Origin of the sequence: Chryseobacterium phosphatilyticum (genome assembly GCF_002899825.2) — a bacterium.
Taxonomy (GTDB): Bacteria; Bacteroidota; Bacteroidia; order Flavobacteriales; family Weeksellaceae; genus Chryseobacterium; species Chryseobacterium phosphatilyticum.
This window is the reverse complement of record NZ_PPED02000004.1, coordinates 1-20629: the sequence shown is the minus strand read 5'-3', so window position 1 is coordinate 20629 and position 20629 is coordinate 1. Positions and strand designations below refer to the sequence as shown.

The window sequence follows — 20629 nt, the reverse complement described above, 5'->3', positions numbered from 1 at the left end:
ATTAAGAAATAAGCAACAATGAAAATAACACTTAACAGGATAAACGACGACTTTTTATTTGAATGCACCAATTCTCAGGGAAATTCTATTCTTTTAGATAATACTTCCCAGCCAGGAGCAAAAGGTGTTTCTCCAATGGAAAGTGTTTTAATGGCAGTAGCAGGATGCAGCGGAATCGATGTCGTTTCAATTTTAAAAAAGCAGCGTCAGGAAATTACAAGTTTCCAGGCAGAGGTAGAAGGAGAGAGGATTCCTGTAGATGATGCAAAGCCTTTTAAATCTATTAATGTGAAATTCCTTTTAGAAGGAGAAATTGATCCTAAAAAAGCTCAGAAGGCTGCTCAATTATCTTTTGAAAAATATTGTTCAGTATCCAAAACTTTAGAACCTAATGTAGAAATCGGGTATGAAGTATTTGTGAATGGAGAAAAAATTTAAAATTATAGTGAGGCTTTCAAGCCTCATTTTTTTTTGCTACGAATGCATGTTTTTTTAAATAATCATTATGTACAAAAAAAGAAAACCGGATGAAGCATCCGGTTTTTATGATTAATTACCGACTATTCATTGCTCATTAGAAGGTAAGTCTTGGTTTTATCAGTTTCGCCACTGTGGCAGTCCATCCCGTTTGATGAGAAGCTCCCACACCTCGACCGTTATCTCCATGAAAATATTCAAAGAAAGTGATATAGTCTTTAAAGTGTTCATCATAATTAAACTTTGGATTTCCTCCGTTAAAAGCCCGTTGTCCATTTTCATCCTTTAAAAATATTGAACAAAGCCTTTTACTGATATTTTGGGCAACTTCATCAAGGTTCCTTTTATCACCACTTCCCGTGGGAAGCTCTACTTTGAGACTATTCCCATAATAATAATGAAAACGTTGTAAGCTTTCTACAATAAGAAAGTTGATCGGGAACCAAATAGGCCCCCGCCAGTTGCTGTTTCCGCCAAACATCCGGCTATCACTTTCGGCAGGGGTGTAATACACCATATTTTCCTTTCCGTGAGCAGAGAAAACAAATGGATTTTCTTCGTAAACTTTAGACATTGCCCGGATTCCATAAGAACTTAAAAATTCTTTTTCATCAAGCATTCTTGATAAAACCTTCGTCAATCTGTTTTTACGAAGAATACTCATCAGGTGCTTTCTGCCTTGTCCTTCTTCATCCCAATGAGAAACCAATTTGGTAAGTTCAGGCTTATTTTTTAAAATCCATTCCATTCTGCTTCTGAAATTGGGCATCTTTTCCAGTAATCGGTGATCAACAATTTCCACTGCAAACAAAGGAATCAGTCCGACAATACTTCTTAATCTTAAAGAAACACTGTCTCCGTTTTCCAGCTGTAGTACGTCATAGAAGAATCCATCTTCCTCATTCCATAAACCTTTGGTCCCTTCACCAAGATTTTCCATGGCTTCAGCAATGTAAAGATAATGTTCAAAAAATTTGATTGCCATATCTTCATATACCTGATAATATTGAGCCAGTTCCATAGCGATTCGCATCATGTTCAGAGCATACATGGCCATCCAGCTGGTACCATCGGCTTGTTCCAGATGCTCGCCATTTTTTAAAACCATATTTCGGTCAAAAGCTCCGATATTATCCAATCCAAGGAATCCTCCTCCGAAAATATTTTTGCCATTTTTATCTTTTCGGTTGACCCACCAGGTGAAATTCAGCAGAAGTTTCTGGAAGACTTTTTCAAGGAACAGAAGATCGGGTTTGCCATTATTCTTTTCATCAATTTTAAAAACCCGGAAGCAGGACCATGCATGTACCGGTGGGTTTACGTCACTCATATTCCATTCATACGCGGGAAGTTGGCCGTTTGGATGCATATACCATTCCTTGGTCAGCAATAAAAGTTGGCCTTTAGCAAATTCTGCATCAATAATAGAAAGAGGCACACAATGGAATGCAAGATCCCAGGTGGCATACCATGGATATTCCCATTTATCGGGCATCGAAATAATATCTTTATTATGAAGGTGATTCCACTCAGTATTCCGAACATATTCGTTAAAATTTCTTGGAGCCTCAAAATTGGGATCACCCTTCAGCCATTTTCCAATATTATAGTGATAAAACTGCTTGTTCCAGAGTAGTCCGGCAAAAGCTTGTCTCTGAACATTCTTTTCATCCTCATTGATAGGATCGTTTTGAACGTCCTTATAAAATTCTTCTGCCTCTGCAATTCTCGTATTGAATATATCGTCAAAATGATCAAAAGGATCCTCAGTTTCGTTAGGACATAACCTGAACTCAAAAACCTTGCATTGCCCTGCCCCAATCATCTCATCAATAAGAAACGAAGCTTTGGAACCTCTTTTTTCAGGATTAATGGAGTCACTACCATGATGGATAATAAAATCATTGATTCCATCCTTAAAATAATTATTTTCAGTGGGCGGAATCCCGTAAAGTTTAGATGTATTTGTCTCGTTATCGCAGAATACACTTTGTACATTCGTATTTTTTGAATAAAACTTCTTGATAGAGATACTATCATGCATAATGTCAATACATCCGTTATGAGAGGCATGCAGCTGGCCTTTATAAGTATTGTAGCCCCATTTCCAGTTGTTTCTGAACCAGGCAGTAGGAATGACAACAATAGGAGCATCATACTGACTCCTGTTGCAGACTGTTACTCTGGCCAGAATATCGTTATGATCAACCTTACAATACTCAATGAAAATATCGAAATACTCATCATTATCAAAAATCCCGGTATCAAAAATCTCATACTCTGGTTCCTGTTTGCTCCGCCTTCCGTTTTCATCAACAAGATCATCATAAGGAAACGCATTGATGGGGTATTTATACACCATTTTCATATAGCTGTGTGTAGGTGTATTATCGAGATAATAAAAAATTTCCTTGATATCTTCACCATGATTTCCCTGAGGATTGCTTAATCCGAAGAACCGCTCCTTAACAATTTTATCTTTCTTATTCCAAAATGAAAAAGCAAAACAGAAAAGCTGTTTTACGTCTGAAATACCTGCAATACCTTCTTCACCCCAGCGATAAGCATAGCTCTCCGCATTATTATGATTGGTATAGTTCCAGGCATTTCCGTTCGGGCTATAGTCTTCACGTACATTTCCCCATTGCCGGTTGCTTACATAAGGTCCCCAGTTTTTCCATTTGGTATCTTGTAATCTTTCTTTTTCGGCGGTCATATCTCATCATTTTTCCATACGAAGTTAGTTTTTTTGTAAAGTAATTCCAATTTTTTTCATCTGAATATTTATTAATATACCCCTGAAACCCTTGTGTTTAAGCCAGATTTCAAATATTAAATTAATTTTTTTTTGAAATTAAAAGAAAAGAACTACCTTTGCATCATTCGTTCATTCAAATATTGAAAATGTTATCAAGAAAGGTTGAGGGATTAGACCCTATGAAACCTTAGCAACCCTTTGCGCAAGCAAAGAAGGTGCTACGTTCTACCAAAATTATTTTGGACAGATAACTCACTGAAGTTCTTTTCAGCCATTTCCTGTGGCATTTTCAATTGTATTAAAATAATAGAATTGAAAACAGAACTAAACTATATTAATCTTTCGTATCAAACCAATTCCAAGAAGGAATATCATATCCCGTTGAGCTATCAGCTGTTCGGGAAAGAGCTGTTTACCGCACCCATTATTGTGATCAATCATGCCTTAACCGGAAACTCAGACGTTTCAGGAGAAAAAGGATGGTGGAAACAGCTGATTGGGGAAAATCAGGTCATCGATACGAAAAAGTACACTGTTCTGTGTTTCAATATTCCCGGAAACGGTTACGATAATTTTTTAGTTGAAGACTATGAAGACTTTACTCCCTCAGATATTGCCACCCTGTTTCTGAAAGGACTTGAAGCTTTACACATCAAAAATGTACATGCCATTATCGGAGGCTCACTCGGAGGAGGAATTGCCTGGGAAATGCTGGCCAAGAAACCTGCACTGGCAGAAATATTTATTCCCATAGCCTGTGATCACAGAACCCATGACTGGCTTCATGCACAATGTCTGGTTCAGAAATTTCTATTGAATTCTGAAGACAAACCATTACAAAAAGCACGAATTCATGCTATGCTGTGTTATAGAACTCCGCAGTCACTCAATGACAGATTTCAAAATATATACAATCAGGAAAAACAACGCCTGGCATCAGAAGACTGGTTGGTTTATCATGGAAATGCATTAAACGATAGATTTAGTTTAAAAGCATATAAAATGATGAATCATCTGTTGATGAACATTAACACCGAAGAATCTGCTATGGAGAAAATACAGGCACGAATGCACATGATCTCCGTTGATACAGATTTATTCTTTCCGGCTTCTGAAATCCGAATGTGCTTTGAAAACCTGCAGAAAAAAAAGGATAATGTTTCTTATCACGAGATCCAATCTATACACGGGCATGATGCCTTCCTAATGGAATATCAACAATTAAATAATATCATAAAAAACATTTTATAAAGTAATGAAAAATGCTAACGAAATAAAATTTTTGAAGAACAGATCAATCGTCAAATTTGAAGGAGAAGATTTTTTAGGAGAAATCGGAATTGACGGAAGAATTTTTAAAGCGCTTACTTTAGCGCGTATCAGTGTAGGAGTAATCTCTCAGCAAGCTATAGAAAACGGAATCTCTATATTGGTCCAGGAAAATGATGCAGAAAAAGCTGTAGCTTGTCTTATTGATGAATTTGAAGAAGAAAGAAAATCAGGAAAAGTATCTCAGATATATAGTATCAACAATGTTTCTGTTATTGGATTTGTAGCAGAAGATTTCAATAAAGTATTTGCCGAACTGGCAAGAAATAACGTTTTCCCATTGCTTTTAAATCAGGTGGCAGGAGAGAACAGAGTAAATATCGTCGTGACTTCTTCACAGGATGAAAAAACAAAAAATATCATTGAATCCGAAATTTTCAAAAAACCAAAGACCGTTCATCTGGCAATCATTGGCCATGGAAATGTTGGGAAAACATTAATACAGCAGGTACTTGAATCATCAGAAGAAATTAAAAGACGAAAAAAAATAGATCTTAAAGTTGTTGCTGTAGCCAATTCAAAGAAGATAGCATTCAACAAAAAAGGATTTGATGCCAATTGGGGGGATGAGGTTTTAACCGCAGAACATCCGTCAAATGTTCAGGAACTGATTAACTTTTCAAATGAAAATCAATTAGAAAACCTGATTGTTGTGGATAACACGGCAAGCAAAGACTTTGTAAAAAATTACCATGCTTTGGCAGAAAACGGATTCGATCTGGTTTCTTCGAACAAAATTTTCAATACGTTGCCTATTGAAGAATACCGTAAACTAAGATATACGTTGAGTAAAAATAACAGACGTTATCTATATGAAACCAATGTAGGAGCAGGGTTGCCACTAATTGATACAATCAAATTATTACACCTTTCAGGAGAAAATATCACAAGAATCAAAGGAGTGTTCTCCGGAACATTAAGCTATGTATTCAACAATTTTTCTTTAAGAAACGATAAATTCTCAACCATCATCAACGAAGCTCTTGAAAAAGGATATACAGAACCTGATCCGAGAGAAGACCTTTCTGGTAATGACGTAGCGAGAAAATTATTGATTCTGGCAAGAGAACTGGACCTGATCAATGAATTCGATGATATAAAAATTCAGAATCTGGTTCCGGAAAGCCTATCATCTGTTTCAAAACCAGAATTCCTTTCCAGACTTGAAGAATTAGACGGAGAATACCAAAAAATCAAAGAAAGTCAGGAACCAGGCCATGTGTTGAGATATGTTGGAGATTTACATGGAGATCTGCAGAAAGACAAAGGAGAATTGGATGTAAAACTGATCTCTGTTCCTGCCACTTCCGCATTAGGTCAACTAAAAGGTTCAGACTCAATCTTTGAAATCTATACAGAAAGCTACGGCGAAAACCCGATTGTCATCATGGGAGCCGGGGCCGGAGCTCAGGTAACTGCAAGAGGAGTATTCGGTGACATTTTAAGAGTAAGTGAAACAAAATAATTGTAGAAACAATCCCGAAGGGATGATTTAACCAAAGATAGAATGCAATTCTATCAAATTAAAACTATATGGAAAATTTCGAAACATCAGCAATAAGAACCCAGACTGAAAGATCTCAGTTTGACGAGCACTCTACACCATTATACCTTACGTCCAGTTTTATTTTTCAGGATGCTGAGGATATGAGAGCAAGCTTTGCCGAGGAGAAGCCTAAAAACCTGTACAGCCGATTCTCAAACCCTAACGTAACTGAATTTACTGAGAAAATCGCAAAAATGGAAGGCGCAGAAGCTGGATATGCATTTGCAACAGGAATGGCTGCGATCTACTCAACATTTGCAGCATTATTAAATGCTGGAGATCATATCGTAAGCTGCCAGTCAGTTTTTGGTTCTACCCATACTTTGTTTACCAAGTATTTCCCGAAATGGAATATTGAAACCACTTACTTCAAAGCTGAAGATGCTGAGAATGTAGAACAATATATAAAACCACATACAAAGATCTTGTATCTTGAAACTCCCACCAATCCAGCGATTGAAATCCTGGATCTTGAGTTTTTTGGAAAGATTGCTAAAAAACATAACCTTATTTTTATTGTAGATAACTGTTTCGCAACGCCTTATCTGCAGCAGCCTATCAAATATGGTGCAGATGTTGTTGTACATTCTGCAACGAAGCTGATTGACGGACAGGGAAGAGTATTAGGAGGAATTGCAGTAGGAAAAGAAGACCTGATCAGAGAAATCTATCTTTTCGCAAGAAATACTGGACCTGCATTATCTCCTTTCAATGCGTGGGTGTTGTCAAAAAGTCTGGAAACTTTAGCCATCCGTGTTGAAAAACATTGTGAGAATGCATTGAAAGTAGCTGAGTTTCTGGAAAATCATCCTAACGTGGAATTGGTAAAATATCCATTCCTGAAATCCCATCCAAGTTATGAAGTCGCTAAAAAACAGATGAAGTTGGGAGGGAATATCGTTGCTTTTGAAATTAAAGGGGGCATCGAAGGCGGAAGAAGCTTTTTAGATAAGATACAAATGTGCTCGCTTTCTGCCAACTTAGGTGATACAAGAACGATCGTAACCCATCCCGCATCAACGACCCATTCAAAACTGTCGGATGAAGAAAGAAATGAAGTAGGTATTACAGCAGGATTGGTTCGTTGTTCAGTAGGGCTGGAAGATGTAGACGATATCATTGCAGATCTGAAACAAGCATTAGATTAATCCATCAAGCCCTAAAGGAGCGATTTAACCTAAGATAGGATGTAGTCCTGTCACTTACCCGCATAAGAGCTATGACAAATATAGAATCACTAAACAAAGCACTCAAAGAACGCATCCTCGTCCTGGACGGAGCGATGGGAACCATGCTTCAGCGCTACAAGTTTGAAGAAGAAGATTATCGTGGAGAACGATTCAAAGACTGGGAATACCCGGTAAAAGGAAACAATGATTTGCTTTCCCTTACACAACCTCAGGCAATAGAGGAAGTCCACAAAAAATATCTGGAAGCAGGAGCTGATATTATTGAAACCAATACATTCTCCGGAACTACCATTGCGATGGCAGATTACCATATGGAAGATTTGGTTTATGAGCTGAACTATGAATCTGCAAAGATTGCCAGAAAAGCCTGTGATGAATATACTGCCAAAAATCCGGATAAACCAAGATTTGTAGCAGGATCTATCGGACCTACCAATAGAACCGCAAGTTTAAGTCCTGATGTGAATGATCCCGGATACAGAGCCATTACTTTTGAAGAGCTAAGAGTGGCCTACAAGCAACAGTGTGAGGCTTTGTTGGATGGAGGCTCAGATATCCTTTTGGTGGAAACCATCTTTGATACATTAAATGCCAAAGCAGCTTTATTTGCTATTGATGAATTGCAGGATGAAAGAGGAATTAAAATTCCGATCATGGTTTCGGGAACAATCACCGATGCATCCGGAAGAACATTGAGTGGTCAAACAGCGGAAGCTTTCCTGATCTCAGTTTCTCACCTGAATTTATTGAGCGTTGGATTCAACTGTGCATTGGGAGCAGATCAGCTAACTCCGTATCTTGAAACATTGGCTCATAATTCAGAGTTCTACGTTTCAGCTTATCCGAATGCAGGTTTGCCTAACGCTTTCGGGAAATATGATGAGACTCCTGATGATATGGCAAGACAGATCAAAGAATATGTAGAAAAAGGATTGATCAACATTATCGGAGGATGTTGCGGAACAACACCGGAACATATTAAAGCAATTGCTGATCTGGTAGAAAAGTATCAGCCAAGAAAATTGAGGGAATTTGTATGATTTGATAGATTTTTTTAATTAAAATCAAGAATGAGGGCTGGTCTATAAATCTTAACTTTAAGTAAACCACAAAATTTAATGTAATGGAAAAGCCTAGTTACCTTAAAGATTCAGACGATGCCAAACTGTTTAATGAATTAAGAAAGAAAGTGAACCGGCGAATAGAAACCATTCCTGAGAATAGGGATATTTATATTAAGATCAAGGCAGTTCTGCTGCCATTGATCTACGTGGGTTTATATCTTTTTGCACTCTTTCATGCCGAGAAACATTGGATATATTTATTGAGTTTTGTATTGATGGGGATTTCTTTGGTTTTAATTTATTTAAACTTAATTCATGAAGCAGCCCATAATAATATCTATAAAAATAAAAGTCTGAATACTGCAGTCCTCCATATTTTTGATTTTATAGGAGCCAATTCCTATATCTGGAAAAAAAGACATATTGCAAGCCATCATGCTTACCCTAATGTAGACGGATGGGATACGGATATCGAACAAAGTGGGTTACTTTTAATTGTTCCGTGGATCAAAGCTAAAGGAGTGCAGAAATATCAGGATAAGTTTTTCTTTTTAGTTTATCCATTGTATTTGTTCAACTGGATGTTTATAAGAGACTTTAGAGACTTTTTTGATAAAGAAAGGGTGATTTTAAAAACGCAGGGAAAAATACCTGTTATTGAAAAAGTAAAAATGGTGAGTTATAAACTGTTCTACTTCTTTTATCAGATAGTGCTTCCTGTTGTGTTCTTTAAAGTATCGGTAGGTTGGGCTTTAGGAGCATGGTTTTTACAGGTGATTTCAGCAAGTATTTTTGCATTGTTTGTTTTGCTGCCTTTGCATCCACTTCCTGATAATGCTTTTCCCAAATTAAATAAAGATAACGGTCTGCCATTTAGCTGGCTTCGTCACCAGTTTGAAGTGACCAATGATTTAAAAGAAAATAACTGGCTGGTAAGAAATGTGTTGGGGAATTTTAATTTTCATGTGGCTCATCACCTCTTTCCGAACTACAGTTATATGTATTACAATGAGATCACAGAGGAAATAGAAGATTTTGCCAGAGAGCATGATTTAGGTTATAAAAGATTTCCCCTGATTACAGCTTTAAGTAAGCATAGAGATTTATTAAGGCAAAATGCAAATAATGCCTATTATATTTTAGAAGAATAAGGTTAATGAAATATTTAAGATTATCGGGCCTTGAGCCTCTTATCATAACGCCGGAGAGTAATTTCATCAATGTTGGTGAAAGGACGAATGTTGCCGGTTCCAAAAAATTTTTAAGACTGATCAAAGAAGAGAAATTCTCTGAAGCATTAGATATTGCCCGTCATCAGGTAGAAGGAGGAGCTCAGATTCTGGATGTTAACTTTGATGATGGACTGATCGATGGGAAAGCATCGATGATCAAATTCCTGAACCTAATTGCTTCCGAACCGGATATTGCAAGAATTCCAATCATGGTGGATTCTTCCAAATGGGAAATTTTAGAAGCTGGCTTACAGGTAGCACAAGGTAAGTGTGTGGTCAATTCTATCAGCTTAAAAGAAGGTGAACAAGAATTTATCAACCATGCAAAAGCGATTAAAAGATATGGAGCCGCAGTTATTGTCATGGCATTTGATGAGGTAGGACAGGCAGATAGTTTTGAACGAAGAATTGAAATTTCAAAAAGATCTTATGACATTCTTGTCAACCAACTGGGTTTTCCGGCAGAAGATATCATTTTCGACTTGAATATTTTCCCGGTAGCTACGGGAATGGATGAGCACAGAAGAAATGCCATCGATTTTATTGAAGCCACACGCTGGGTAAGACAAAATCTCCCTTATGCTTCCGTGAGTGGGGGAGTGAGTAATGTTTCCTTCTCTTTCCGAGGAAATGATACAGTAAGAGAGGCTATGCATTCGGTATTCCTTTACCATGCTATTCAGGCCGGGATGAATATTGGAATTGTAAACCCGGCGATGCTGGAAGTTTATGATGAAATCAATAAGGAACTTCTGGAACTGGTAGAAGATGTAATCCTGGATAAAAGAGAAGATGCTACAGAAAGGCTTCTTGACTATTCAGAAAAACATAAATCGGTCAAAAAAGAAAAGACCGAAGACTTAGAATGGAGAAATAATCCATTACAGGAAAGAATTACCTATGCTTTGGTAAAAGGTATTGACCGGTTCATTGAAGAAGATGTAGAAGAAGCAAGACAATTGGCTGAAAGACCACTGCATGTCATTGAAGTGAATCTGATGACAGGAATGGGAGTCGTAGGAGACCTATTCGGAAGCGGAAAAATGTTCCTGCCTCAGGTTGTGAAATCAGCAAGGGTAATGAAAAAAGCCGTAGCTTATTTGCAACCATTTATTGAAGCAGAAAAAGACGGATCAAGACCAGCGAACGGAAAAATCTTAATGGCTACTGTCAAAGGTGATGTTCACGATATCGGCAAAAATATTGTGAGTGTTGTGCTTGGCTGTAATAATTATGAAATTGTCGATCTTGGAGTGATGGTTCCGGCAGAAAAGATTATCCAGACTGCTATTGAAGAAAAAGTTGATGTCATAGGATTAAGTGGTTTGATTACTCCAAGTCTGGATGAAATGGTATACATCGCATCAGAATTAGAAAGACAAAACCTGGACTTTCCTTTATTGATTGGTGGTGCCACAACTTCAAAGGCACATACCGCAGTAAAAATAGATTTAAAATATAAAAATGCAGTCGTTCACGTTAATGATGCTTCCAGAGCCGTTAACGTCGTAAGCTCATTATTGGGAGACCGAAACAAAGAATATGTTTCGGATCTGAAGAACGACTATTCCGATTTCAGAGAAAAGTTCCTGAACAGACAGGTAGACAAAGATTATGTTTCCATCGAAGAGGCAAGGGAAAATCATTTTACTATTGATTGGGAGAATGAAGAAATTTTTACCCCGAATAATCTGGGAATAACTGTTATTGAAAATCAGGATCTGCGCGAGCTACTTCCTTTCATAGACTGGTCCCCGTTTTTCAGAAGTTGGGACCTTCATGGCAAATACCCGAATATCTTGGAAGATGAGGTGGTGGGTACTCAAGCTAAAGAACTATTCAAAGATGCTCAGGTAATATTAAATAAAATTCTGGATGAAAAATTGTTAACAGCAAAAGCCATCTTTGGAATCTTCAGAGCCAATTCCAATGAAACCGATGATATTTTGATTCTTGATGAAAATAATAACGAACAAGCTAAATTTTTAACCCTAAGGCAGCAGGCTCAACGATCAAAAGGAAAAGAATATCTGGCATTAAGCGATTTTATTGCACCTCAAAGCTCAGGAAAAACCGATTACATGGGAGCATTTTGTGTATCAACAGGTTTCGGAACAGATGAGCTGTCGGCAGAGTATGAAAAAGCCAATGATGATTATAACTCTATCATGGTAAAAGCTCTGGCAGATCGTTTTGCCGAAGCCTATGCTGAATTTTTACATAAAAAAGTAAGAACCGAATACTGGGGGTATGCCAACCAGGAAAACTTAAGCAATGAAGAATTGATTGCCGAAAAATATAAGGGAATACGTCCGGCACCAGGATATCCGGCTTGTCCTGATCATTTAGAAAAGAAAACCATCTGGGATCTTTTAAAAGTAGAAGAGAATACAGGTGTTTTCCTTACGGAGAGTCTGGCCATGTTCCCGACAGCTTCTGTTTCCGGATATTATTTCGGAAGCCCACATGCCAAATATTTTGGCTTAGGAAAAATTACGGATGACCAGCTTAAAGACTATGCCGACAGAAGAAGTTGTAGCATTCAGGAAGCTAGAAAATGGTTGTCACCCAACTTAGCAGATTAAAATTAGACATGAAGATAACTGAACACATTAAAAATGCAAATGGAAAAACCTTATTTTCCTTAGAAGTGGTTCCGCCACAAAAGGGAATAGGTATTGAGGATCTTTATACCAATATAGATCCTTTAATGGAGTTTAAACCTCCGTTCATTGATGTTACCACTTCTAGAGAAGAATATATCTATCTGGATAAAGGAAATGGACTGATGGAGCGTAGAATCACAAGAATGCGCCCGGGCACATTGGGAATTTGTGCCGCTATTCAACATAAATATAATGTAGACACTGTCCCCCACTTGCTTTGTGGTGGTTTTACAAAAGAAGAAACAGAATATCTTTTAGTAGACTGTATGTATCTTGGGATAGAAAACATAATGGCACTCAGAGGCGATGCGATGAAAGGCCACCAGTATTTTGAACCTACACAGGGCGGTCATGCCAGTGCCATGGATCTTGTAAATCAAATCAATGATTTAGGAAGAGGAAAATACCTGCACAATGAAGATCAGGCGTGTGATGAGTTAAATAAATTTTGCATAGGCGTTGCAGGTTATCCCGAGAAACACATGGAAGCTCCTTCCATGAATTATGATTTGAAATGGCTAAAACAGAAAGTAGATGCCGGGGCAGACTATATCGTTACGCAGATGTTTTTTGATAACAAAAAATATATTGAATTTGTACAAAAGGCCAGAGAAATGGGGATCACCGTTCCCATTATTCCGGGAATTAAGCCCATCGCAACAAAAAGACATTTAAAACTGCTGCCACAAGTATTTAAGATTGATCTGCCGGAAGAATTGATCGTTGAGGTAGAAAATGCAAAAAATAATGAAGCAGTGAAACAAATCGGAATAGAATGGGCCATCGCTCAATGCAAAGAGCTTTTGGATTTCGGAGTTCCCGTATTGCATTTCTACTCCATGGGGAAAAGTGATAATATTAAAAAAGTAGCCGGCGAGCTATTCTAATATAAGTACCAAAAATGAAGGAAACCCTGCTACAACGTAGCAGGGTTTTATTGTTATATTAAATAAGAGTCTAAACTCTGTATTTATGATTTACCATTTAGGAAATTAACCAGCTTTGTAAGGTCATCCTGTTTGTTAAATTTAACCCTATTTGATTTAAAATAACCTTCCAGTTGATCCTTTTTTCCGGAAAGCCCATCGATAACTTCTTTTGAACTTTTAGGGTTTTTGATAAATCCGTCCGGAGTTTTGATATAGTATATCGGACTTAGATTTTTGAAAGAAGGTGGAGTACTGGTAGAATAAGCATTATCTGCTTTCTCACCATTCATAAAGGTCGTTTTGATCTTTTTATATAATCCGTACTCTCCGGTTACAATTTCAAAAAAATATCCGGAAAGATCATCACCTGTATCCAGTCTTACTAAAGTATCTTTACTATCTAAGAAAGTGATTTTAGGAAATGTATCGCTTTTAGGAAGTACATATACTTTATCATCTTTTTTCTTAAATTCTATTTCATCAAGATACGTGTTATATCTTGCCGGAGCGGGTTCTGTAACCCCCTGAAATCTTGTAGGCGTAAAGTCTTTTTTATAATAAGGATCACCCTGAATGTCGCTATATGCTATAGTTCTTGCTCCGGGAGCGCTAGGTTGGTTCATGTACATTTCACCTCTTTGATTCAAGACACCTCCATTAACAGGTGAAAATGGATCCATCAGCCTGTTGGACAATATATTGTCACTATTAGGAATCTCATCCATACGAAGAATTTGAGCGTAGCTTGCAGCTGAAAACATCAGTATAGCTAAGAAAAACGTTTTTTTCATATTATTAGAATTTTAGGGCAATTTACAAATAATACTAACGTAATAAGTTGATTTTGTGCTATAATTTTAATGAAAATTAAGTTTTATAAAGAAGGATGTCTCAAAAATTCTTTCTTTCTATCAAAAAGATATCGGTAAGTAGCAAGTTTCCTTGTTACGGTTGTGTCAAGAGCTTCTGCGATCTTAATCATTTTTGGATTAAAATCACCAATCCATTGAAGCTCTGTAGTAGTAAAATCCGTATGTTTTCTCAAATGCTGTGTACCCTCCCAGATCATATATCCGTCAATCCCTTTCTTTTGCCATTCCGGAACCACTCCAAAAACAAGCCCTACCATTTTTTCATTCTTCTTAAATCTTTTTAATACTAAGAATTTGAGTTTTTCAAAAAGACCAAATTTTCCATCCAAATATTTAAACCATTGGTTCAGATCCGGAAGATTGATCCACATCGCAATAGGTTTTTCATTTTCATAGACAAACCAGGAAATATGTTCATTGATGATAGGTTTCATCGTATGAAACATTTTCAGAACTTTGGTTTCATCCAGTTGTTTTCCTTCCCCATGAGATGCCCAGGCCTTATTATAAACCTCGGTAAAATCTTTTGCAAACTTTTTCAGATTGTTCTTTTTCAATGGTTGAGCAGAAATGGCGGGATTTCTCCTGTTTTTTTCATGGGCAATCCTGAAAATACGTGACACTTCTGCAAAAACAGGTCTGGTAAAACAAAGCTGCTCAAAATAAATCTGAAACCCATAATTTTCAAAAAGCTCTTTATAATAAGGAAGATTATAGTTCATTCCAAATAAAGGTTCAATGAAACCTTCAATCAAAAGTCCCCAAAACTTATCACGCTCCCCAAAATTGATAGGCCCATCCATTGCTTCCATGTTCCTTTCCAGAAGCCAGCTTTTACAATGATCAAAAATAAAATTAGCCGTTTCCTGATCATGAATACAGTCAAAAAAACCAATTCCTCCGGTGGGTTGGTTCTGCTTATAATGACTATTGACAAAAACAGCAACTTTACCTACCGTTTTATGATTCCTTTTAAATAAAAATCTTGCACACTCACCATCCTTAAAAAAACGGTTTTTTTGAGGATCAAAAATTTCTTCAATATGTTTATTTAAAGGGCGTATATAATTTTTGTCGTTTTGATACAGCTGTACCGGAAATTCCAGAAATTCCTCTTTTTGTTTTTCGTTTTGTACTTCTTCGACAATAATCATAGGTTGTTTAATCAGACTGGGTTATAAAAGATAATATTTTTCATTTAATTTTAAAATAGATGATTAAATATTATCCGTATTTTTGCTGCAAATTAAATAAAAATGGTTGATTTTACCGATAACGACGATGATATTTTCACAGGAAAAGAACATACGCCAATAAGAGATGATGCTTTTGATAAATCGCCACAGGAAAAGATAGAGAAAATCACTGAGCTGTTTGGAGAAATCATGGAAACATTGGGACTGGATATGACAGATGATTCTTTAAAGGATTCTCCGAAACGTGTTGCCAAAATGTACGTGAATGAAATTTTTGGAGGACTTCTTCCGGAAAACAAACCGGGAATCTCAACTTTTTCCAATAAATATAAATACCGTCAGATGTTGGTGGAAAAAGATATCACAGTCTATTCTTTCTGTGAACATCACTTTTTGCCAATTATCGGAAGAGCACACGTGGCATATATTTCAAACGGAGAAGTAATCGGTCTTTCAAAAATTAACAGAATTGTGGATTATTATGCAAAAAGACCACAGGTGCAGGAAAGACTGACAATGCAGATTGTAGAAGCTCTGAAAGAAGCTTTAGGAACAAAAAATGTAGCGTGTATCATCGATGCAAAGCACCTTTGTGTCAACTGCAGAGGAATTAAAGATACAGCAAGTTCTACGATTACAGCTGAATTAAGTGGAATCTTCAGAACAAACCCAATCACAAGACAAGAGTTCTTACATTATGTAGGAAGCCATGCAAAACTTGACTGATAATGAACTACCAGATTCTTAAAAATATTATTGATGAAGAACTTCAGAGATTTCAAAAGATTTCTGAAGAGGAGTGGAGTTATAAAGCAACTCCTGAAAAATGGTCTAAAAAAGAAATTTTAGGACATCTTTGTGATAGTGCTTTTACCAATATCCGCAGATTTGTAGTTACACAATACAAAGAGAATGAAAATATCGTATATGATCAGAACGCCTGGGTAAAAGCTCAGAACTATCAAAATATTCCAACTACTGATTTAATCAATCTTTGGAAAGCTTTGAATTATCAGGTTGTTCATATTGTAGAAAATATTCCTGATGAAGCGCTAAAAAGAATCTGCGATACAACCAAAACAGAACCTCAGAAGTTCACGTTGGAATTTATTATCAATGATTATGTAGATCATTTGCAACACCATTTAGAATCAATTTAAACTTAAACAAATAAAATACAGGAGGCAGCATCATTTTGATGCTGTTTGCTTATGAATAGGAAACTAATAAATATGGAAAGAATTTTTAAATACTTTTGGGTTGTTACATGTTTGGCTTTATATGTCAGCTGTAGTTCTGATGAAGAAGCAGGGAACGAAAAAACTCCTTTAAAATATATAAAAACGGTTTACAATAAATTAGATTATTCCGAGAAATGGACCTATGATAATAAAAACCATGTCATTAAAATTGTGAGATCTAACGATACTACTTCATCCTATGAATATAATAATGATGGAGAATTAGTAAAAGCAGTTACTTACTATAGTTCTGAGCCGAATATTAAGACAGACGAATTTAGATTGGAATATCAACCGAACAAGGTTATAGTTAATATTAAAAGATTTTATCCGGGAAACCATACAATAAGTCGTAAAGAATATATTCTTGATCATAAGGGAAAACCAATTAAAATGTCAGAGTCTGAGAGTTATCATTATATTTACAATCGGGCTGACGATAACGTTACTAGTGTTATCTATTCAAGTAAAGATTATGGAGATTTTTTAAATGAAAAGTATTTATATGATAATAAGAGAAACCTTCTCTTAAATTATCCTGTAGGATTCCGGTTGGTAAACAATGATGAACATATTAATGAGAATAATGTAATATGGGGGAAATTCTTTACTGAAGAATATTCAAAAAAATATGAGTATGACGCAGATGGCTATATAACTAATGATTCAAATTATTATTATACATACTAAGATTTTTTTTCACTAGTTTTGATAAACCTATTTAGGTATTTCAAATACATGAATTATATATTGGGCAGATCTGAAATTTACTGTTAAATTTGCAAAATGATAAAATTTAGAAAAGTTTCGAATAAGATTTTTTTAGCAACAATAATTTGTTGTAGTAGAATTATTTTGACTAATTTTTAAATCTTAAACTATAGAATCTTTTAACTTAAAAAAATGCAATTAAAAATATATAACTCGCTTACATCAGAAAAAGAAATATTCAAACCTATTTTAGAAGGAAACGTAGGAATGTACGTCTGCGGTCCAACAGTGTATAGCAATGTACACTTGGGGAATGTGAGAACTTTCCTTTCTTTTGACTTTATTTACCGTACCCTGATGCATTTGGGCTACAAAGTAAGATATGTAAGAAATATTACCGATGCAGGTCACCTTACTGATGACGGAGATGTAAATAACGACAGATTCGTTAAGCAAACTCGTCTTGAAAAGTTAGAACCAATGGAAATTGTGCAAAAATACACAGTAGATTTCCATAAAGTTCTTGACATGTTCAACCTGCTTCCTCCCAATATCGAGCCTACAGCAACCGGTCACATTGTAGAACAGATTGAGCTTACTCAAAAATTAATTGATACAGGCTTCGCATACGAAAGCAACGGTTCCGTGTATTTCGATGTATTGGAATACAATAAAAGAGGTCTTAATTACGGTGAACTTTCAAAACGTAATATAGAAGAGCTTTTTGCCAATACCCGTGATCTTGACGGACAAGGAGAAAAGAAAAATCCACAGGATTTTGCTCTTTGGAAAAAAGCATCTCCCGCTCACATCATGAGATGGAATTCGCCTTGGGGAGAAGGCTTCCCGGGATGGCACCTTGAATGTACAGCAATGAGCACTAAGTATCTAGGTGAAACATTTGATATCCACGGAGGAGGAATGGATTTGAAATTCCCTCACCACGAATGTGAAATTGCTCAGGGAAAAGCGTGCAATGGTGCTGCACCGGTACATTACTGGATGCATGCCAATATGCTTACGATGAATTCCCAACGGATGAGTAAATCCACCGGAAACTATATTCTTCCGATGCAGTTGGTAACAGGTGATAATGACTTCTTTGAAAAACCTTTCCATCCTTCAATTGTACGTTTCTGCTTTTTGCAGGCACATTACAGAAGTGTGTTAGACATTTCCAATGATGCCATGATTGCCAGTGAAAAAGGATTTATCAGATTGATGGAAGCTGTAAAAGTATTGAATACAATTACCCCTGACGATACAAAACAATCCGGTTTCAACCTGAAAGTATGGAAAGATAAGGCATATGAAGCTTTAACAGACGACTTCAATTCACCAATTCTGATTGCCCACCTTTTTGAAGCAGTAAAATACATCTTTGCTTTGAATGACAGTAAAGAAACAATCTCAACAGAAGATCTTGAAGATTTAAAGTCAACACTAAATGCTTTTATCTTTGACGTTTTAGGATTACAGACTGTAGAAGAAAATAATAATGAAAAGCTTGATCAGACCCTGAAAGTATTGATCGAATTGAGAAATCAGGCAAGAAAATCCAAAAACTTTGACCTTTCTGACCAGATCAGAGATAAACTCCTTGCAGAAGGGATCGAATTAAAAGATGGAAGAGACGGAACCTCATACGTTCTGAACTAAGAATATAACTTTGTTTTATAACCATTCCGTAGGAATCCAATATACAGGACTCTTACGGAATGTTTTTTTGGGGCCATCTGAGATATACATTATAATATAGTACGATTTTTTTTCAGGAGCTATTTCCCGCTATCCACTCCTACTCCTCGCGCCAGCGCGCTCCATAGCCAAAACCCTCCGGCTCTCCAATCCCTGCTGCGGGGTATCCGTTACTATCGGGGCTAGGAGAATTGAAAGTTGAAAGTTGAAAATGGAAAGTTGAAAATGACTTGGCACTCAACAGAAAATAATGTACTCCTCTATGTCAATCCATGCAATCATTGGGAAAAATCTACTTCACTAGGAGCGGGCTTTAGCCCGCTCAATAAATAATTACCCCTCATCAGGCTTTAGCCGAAACTTAAAAACCCTTCCACACCTATCATGTAGCTTGTCACCCGTAGGGATCCATCCCACGTATCCATTCTTACCCTCTCTTATAATATATATATGCTATCCATTATCATGTGTACAAATCGATGCAATCATTGGGGAAATCTACTTCAATAGGAGCGGGCTTTAGCGCGCTCAATAAATGAATTGCTCTTCATCCGGCTTTAGCCAAAACTTAAAAATCCTTCCACACCCATCATGTAGCTTATCATCCCGTACGGATCCATTCCACGTATCTATTCTTACCTGCTCTTATATAATATATATACACGCTCCATTATCATCTGTGCAAATCTGCGCAATCAGTGGGAAAAATCTACTTCAATAAGAGCGGGCTTTAGCCCGCTCAATAAATAACCACTCCTCATTAGGCTTTAGCCGAAACTTAAAAGTCCGTCCGCACGCCTATCACTAAGCTTATCATCCCGTAGGGATCCATCCCGCGTAGCAATTCTTACCCTCTCTTATAATATATATGCACTATCCATTATCATGTGTGCAAATCTGTGCAATCATTGGGGAAATCTACTTCACTAGGAGCGGGCTTTAGCCCGCTCAATAAATAATTACCTCTCATCTGGCTTTAGCGAAACTCAAAAGTCCTTCCGCACGCCTATCACTAAGCTTATCATCCCGTAGAGATCTCTACTCCGTTATTCCATATTTATCCTATATATATGCATACACCTTTTCCGCTGTCGAGATCCCTTCAGGATGACAAAAGAGAGTACTGTGTTAGAATAGTGATGAAGAAGACAAACCGAGAACAGTTTTATCAGCAATCGATCCGTATTATAATATAAGTAAACAATAAAATCCTCATTATACAGCTTCCACAGTGCTTTTAAGACATTTTAAAAAAACAACTCCACTATTGTGGATAAGTGTTAATAATTATTTAAGTCTATACATATCAATACGTTAAAATGATTACTTACCCACAATTGGTTTGCTGTAAAGAAATTTATGTTAAATAAAGTTGCGGGGTAATAGAGAAGTTTCTATCTTTGCCCCACTGAAAACGAGAGTAGATCAGTAGCGCAGGAGAGCTTTTAGATAAGCAAAAACATTAAGTACTTCAAAAAGAGTCAAGCGTAAAAAACTTTTAATTTTTATCAGATAAAAGTTGTGAGTTAAAATAAAGTTTGTATCTTTGCAGTCCCAATTAAGGGAGCGCAGGAGTAGGGATGATTGAGGTTGTAGAGGGAGTTTAGGGTTAACAAATAAACTTTAAAATTTTCTTCAAAAACATTTGGTCATTACAAAATAAAGTTTTACTTTTGCACTCGCAAATACGGAGCGACACTGACAGAGAGATTGCTTCGTT

The 20629-nt window shown here is 36.6% G+C and carries 15 protein-coding genes and 1 riboswitch; of the genes, 12 read left to right on the top strand and 3 right to left on the bottom strand.

Annotation, left to right across the window (positions count from 1 at the left end; all coding sequences use genetic code 11):
• Positions 1-18 precede the first annotated feature (18 nt).
• Positions 19-438, top strand: a complete 420-nt coding sequence (locus C1631_RS15790) for an OsmC family protein (protein ID WP_103246870.1) — start codon at positions 19-21, stop codon at positions 436-438.
• 136 nt (positions 439-574) lie between these two features.
• Here the strand turns inward: C1631_RS15790 and C1631_RS15785 are convergent, their stop codons facing one another.
• Positions 575-3193, bottom strand: a complete 2619-nt coding sequence (locus tag C1631_RS15785) for an MGH1-like glycoside hydrolase domain-containing protein (protein ID WP_109713373.1) — start codon at positions 3191-3193, stop codon at positions 575-577.
• A 188-nt stretch (positions 3194-3381) separates the two neighbouring features.
• Positions 3382-3489, top strand: a riboswitch (SAM riboswitch).
• A gap of 58 nt (positions 3490-3547) precedes the next feature.
• On the opposite strand from C1631_RS15785, the gene C1631_RS15780 reads away from it, so the two are divergent.
• The 7 genes from C1631_RS15780 (at position 3548) to metF (ending at position 13149) form a co-directional block, all read left to right on the top strand.
• On the top strand, positions 3548-4486 hold the full coding sequence (locus C1631_RS15780) for an alpha/beta fold hydrolase (protein WP_109713371.1): 939 nt from the start codon (positions 3548-3550) through the stop codon (positions 4484-4486).
• Positions 4487-4490: 4 nt separating this feature from the next.
• Entirely contained in the window at positions 4491-6029 is a 1539-nt protein-coding gene (locus tag C1631_RS15775) for an ACT domain-containing protein (protein WP_109713369.1), read from the top strand.
• A 68-nt stretch (positions 6030-6097) separates the two neighbouring features.
• On the top strand, positions 6098-7258 hold the full coding sequence (locus C1631_RS15770) for an O-succinylhomoserine sulfhydrylase (RefSeq protein WP_109713367.1): 1161 nt from the start codon (positions 6098-6100) through the stop codon (positions 7256-7258).
• A gap of 71 nt (positions 7259-7329) precedes the next feature.
• Positions 7330-8340, top strand: a complete 1011-nt coding sequence (locus C1631_RS15765) for a homocysteine S-methyltransferase family protein (RefSeq protein WP_103248191.1) — start codon at positions 7330-7332, stop codon at positions 8338-8340.
• Positions 8341-8423: 83 nt separating this feature from the next.
• On the top strand, positions 8424-9515 hold the full coding sequence (locus tag C1631_RS15760) for a fatty acid desaturase family protein (protein ID WP_109713364.1): 1092 nt from the start codon (positions 8424-8426) through the stop codon (positions 9513-9515).
• Between the two features lie 5 nt (positions 9516-9520).
• Positions 9521-12181, top strand: a complete 2661-nt coding sequence (gene metH / locus C1631_RS15755) for a methionine synthase (protein ID WP_109713362.1) — start codon at positions 9521-9523, stop codon at positions 12179-12181.
• Between the two features lie 8 nt (positions 12182-12189).
• Positions 12190-13149: a methylenetetrahydrofolate reductase [NAD(P)H] gene (gene metF / locus C1631_RS15750; protein ID WP_109713360.1), complete on the top strand. Its 960-nt coding sequence runs from the start codon at positions 12190-12192 to the stop codon at positions 13147-13149.
• Between the two features lie 83 nt (positions 13150-13232).
• On the opposite strand, the gene C1631_RS15745 is transcribed toward metF, so the two are convergent.
• Both C1631_RS15745 and C1631_RS15740 read right to left on the bottom strand, forming a co-directional pair.
• Positions 13233-13982, bottom strand: a complete 750-nt coding sequence (locus tag C1631_RS15745) for a hypothetical protein (protein WP_103248188.1) — start codon at positions 13980-13982, stop codon at positions 13233-13235.
• Between the two features lie 83 nt (positions 13983-14065).
• A complete protein-coding gene (locus C1631_RS15740; protein ID WP_109713358.1) occupies positions 14066-15217 on the bottom strand; it encodes a hypothetical protein in 1152 nt (383 codons plus the stop codon).
• A 102-nt stretch (positions 15218-15319) separates the two neighbouring features.
• On the opposite strand from C1631_RS15740, the gene folE reads away from it, so the two are divergent.
• The 4 genes from folE to cysS all read left to right on the top strand — a co-directional run bounded on the left by folE (position 15320) and on the right by cysS (position 18870).
• Positions 15320-15985: a GTP cyclohydrolase I FolE gene (gene folE, locus C1631_RS15735; RefSeq protein WP_027371663.1), complete on the top strand. Its 666-nt coding sequence runs from the start codon at positions 15320-15322 to the stop codon at positions 15983-15985.
• A gap of 2 nt (positions 15986-15987) precedes the next feature.
• Complete coding sequence (locus C1631_RS15730) at positions 15988-16419, top strand: DinB family protein (protein ID WP_109713355.1); 432 nt, start codon at positions 15988-15990, stop codon at positions 16417-16419.
• 72 nt (positions 16420-16491) lie between these two features.
• The gene (locus C1631_RS15725) at positions 16492-17190 is read left to right on the top strand and encodes a hypothetical protein (protein ID WP_103249619.1); all 699 of its coding nucleotides are present in this window, start codon (positions 16492-16494) and stop codon (positions 17188-17190) included.
• 213 nt (positions 17191-17403) lie between these two features.
• Complete coding sequence (cysS, locus tag C1631_RS15720; protein ID WP_103249620.1) at positions 17404-18870, top strand: cysteine--tRNA ligase; 1467 nt, start codon at positions 17404-17406, stop codon at positions 18868-18870.
• Positions 18871-20629 lie beyond the last annotated feature (1759 nt).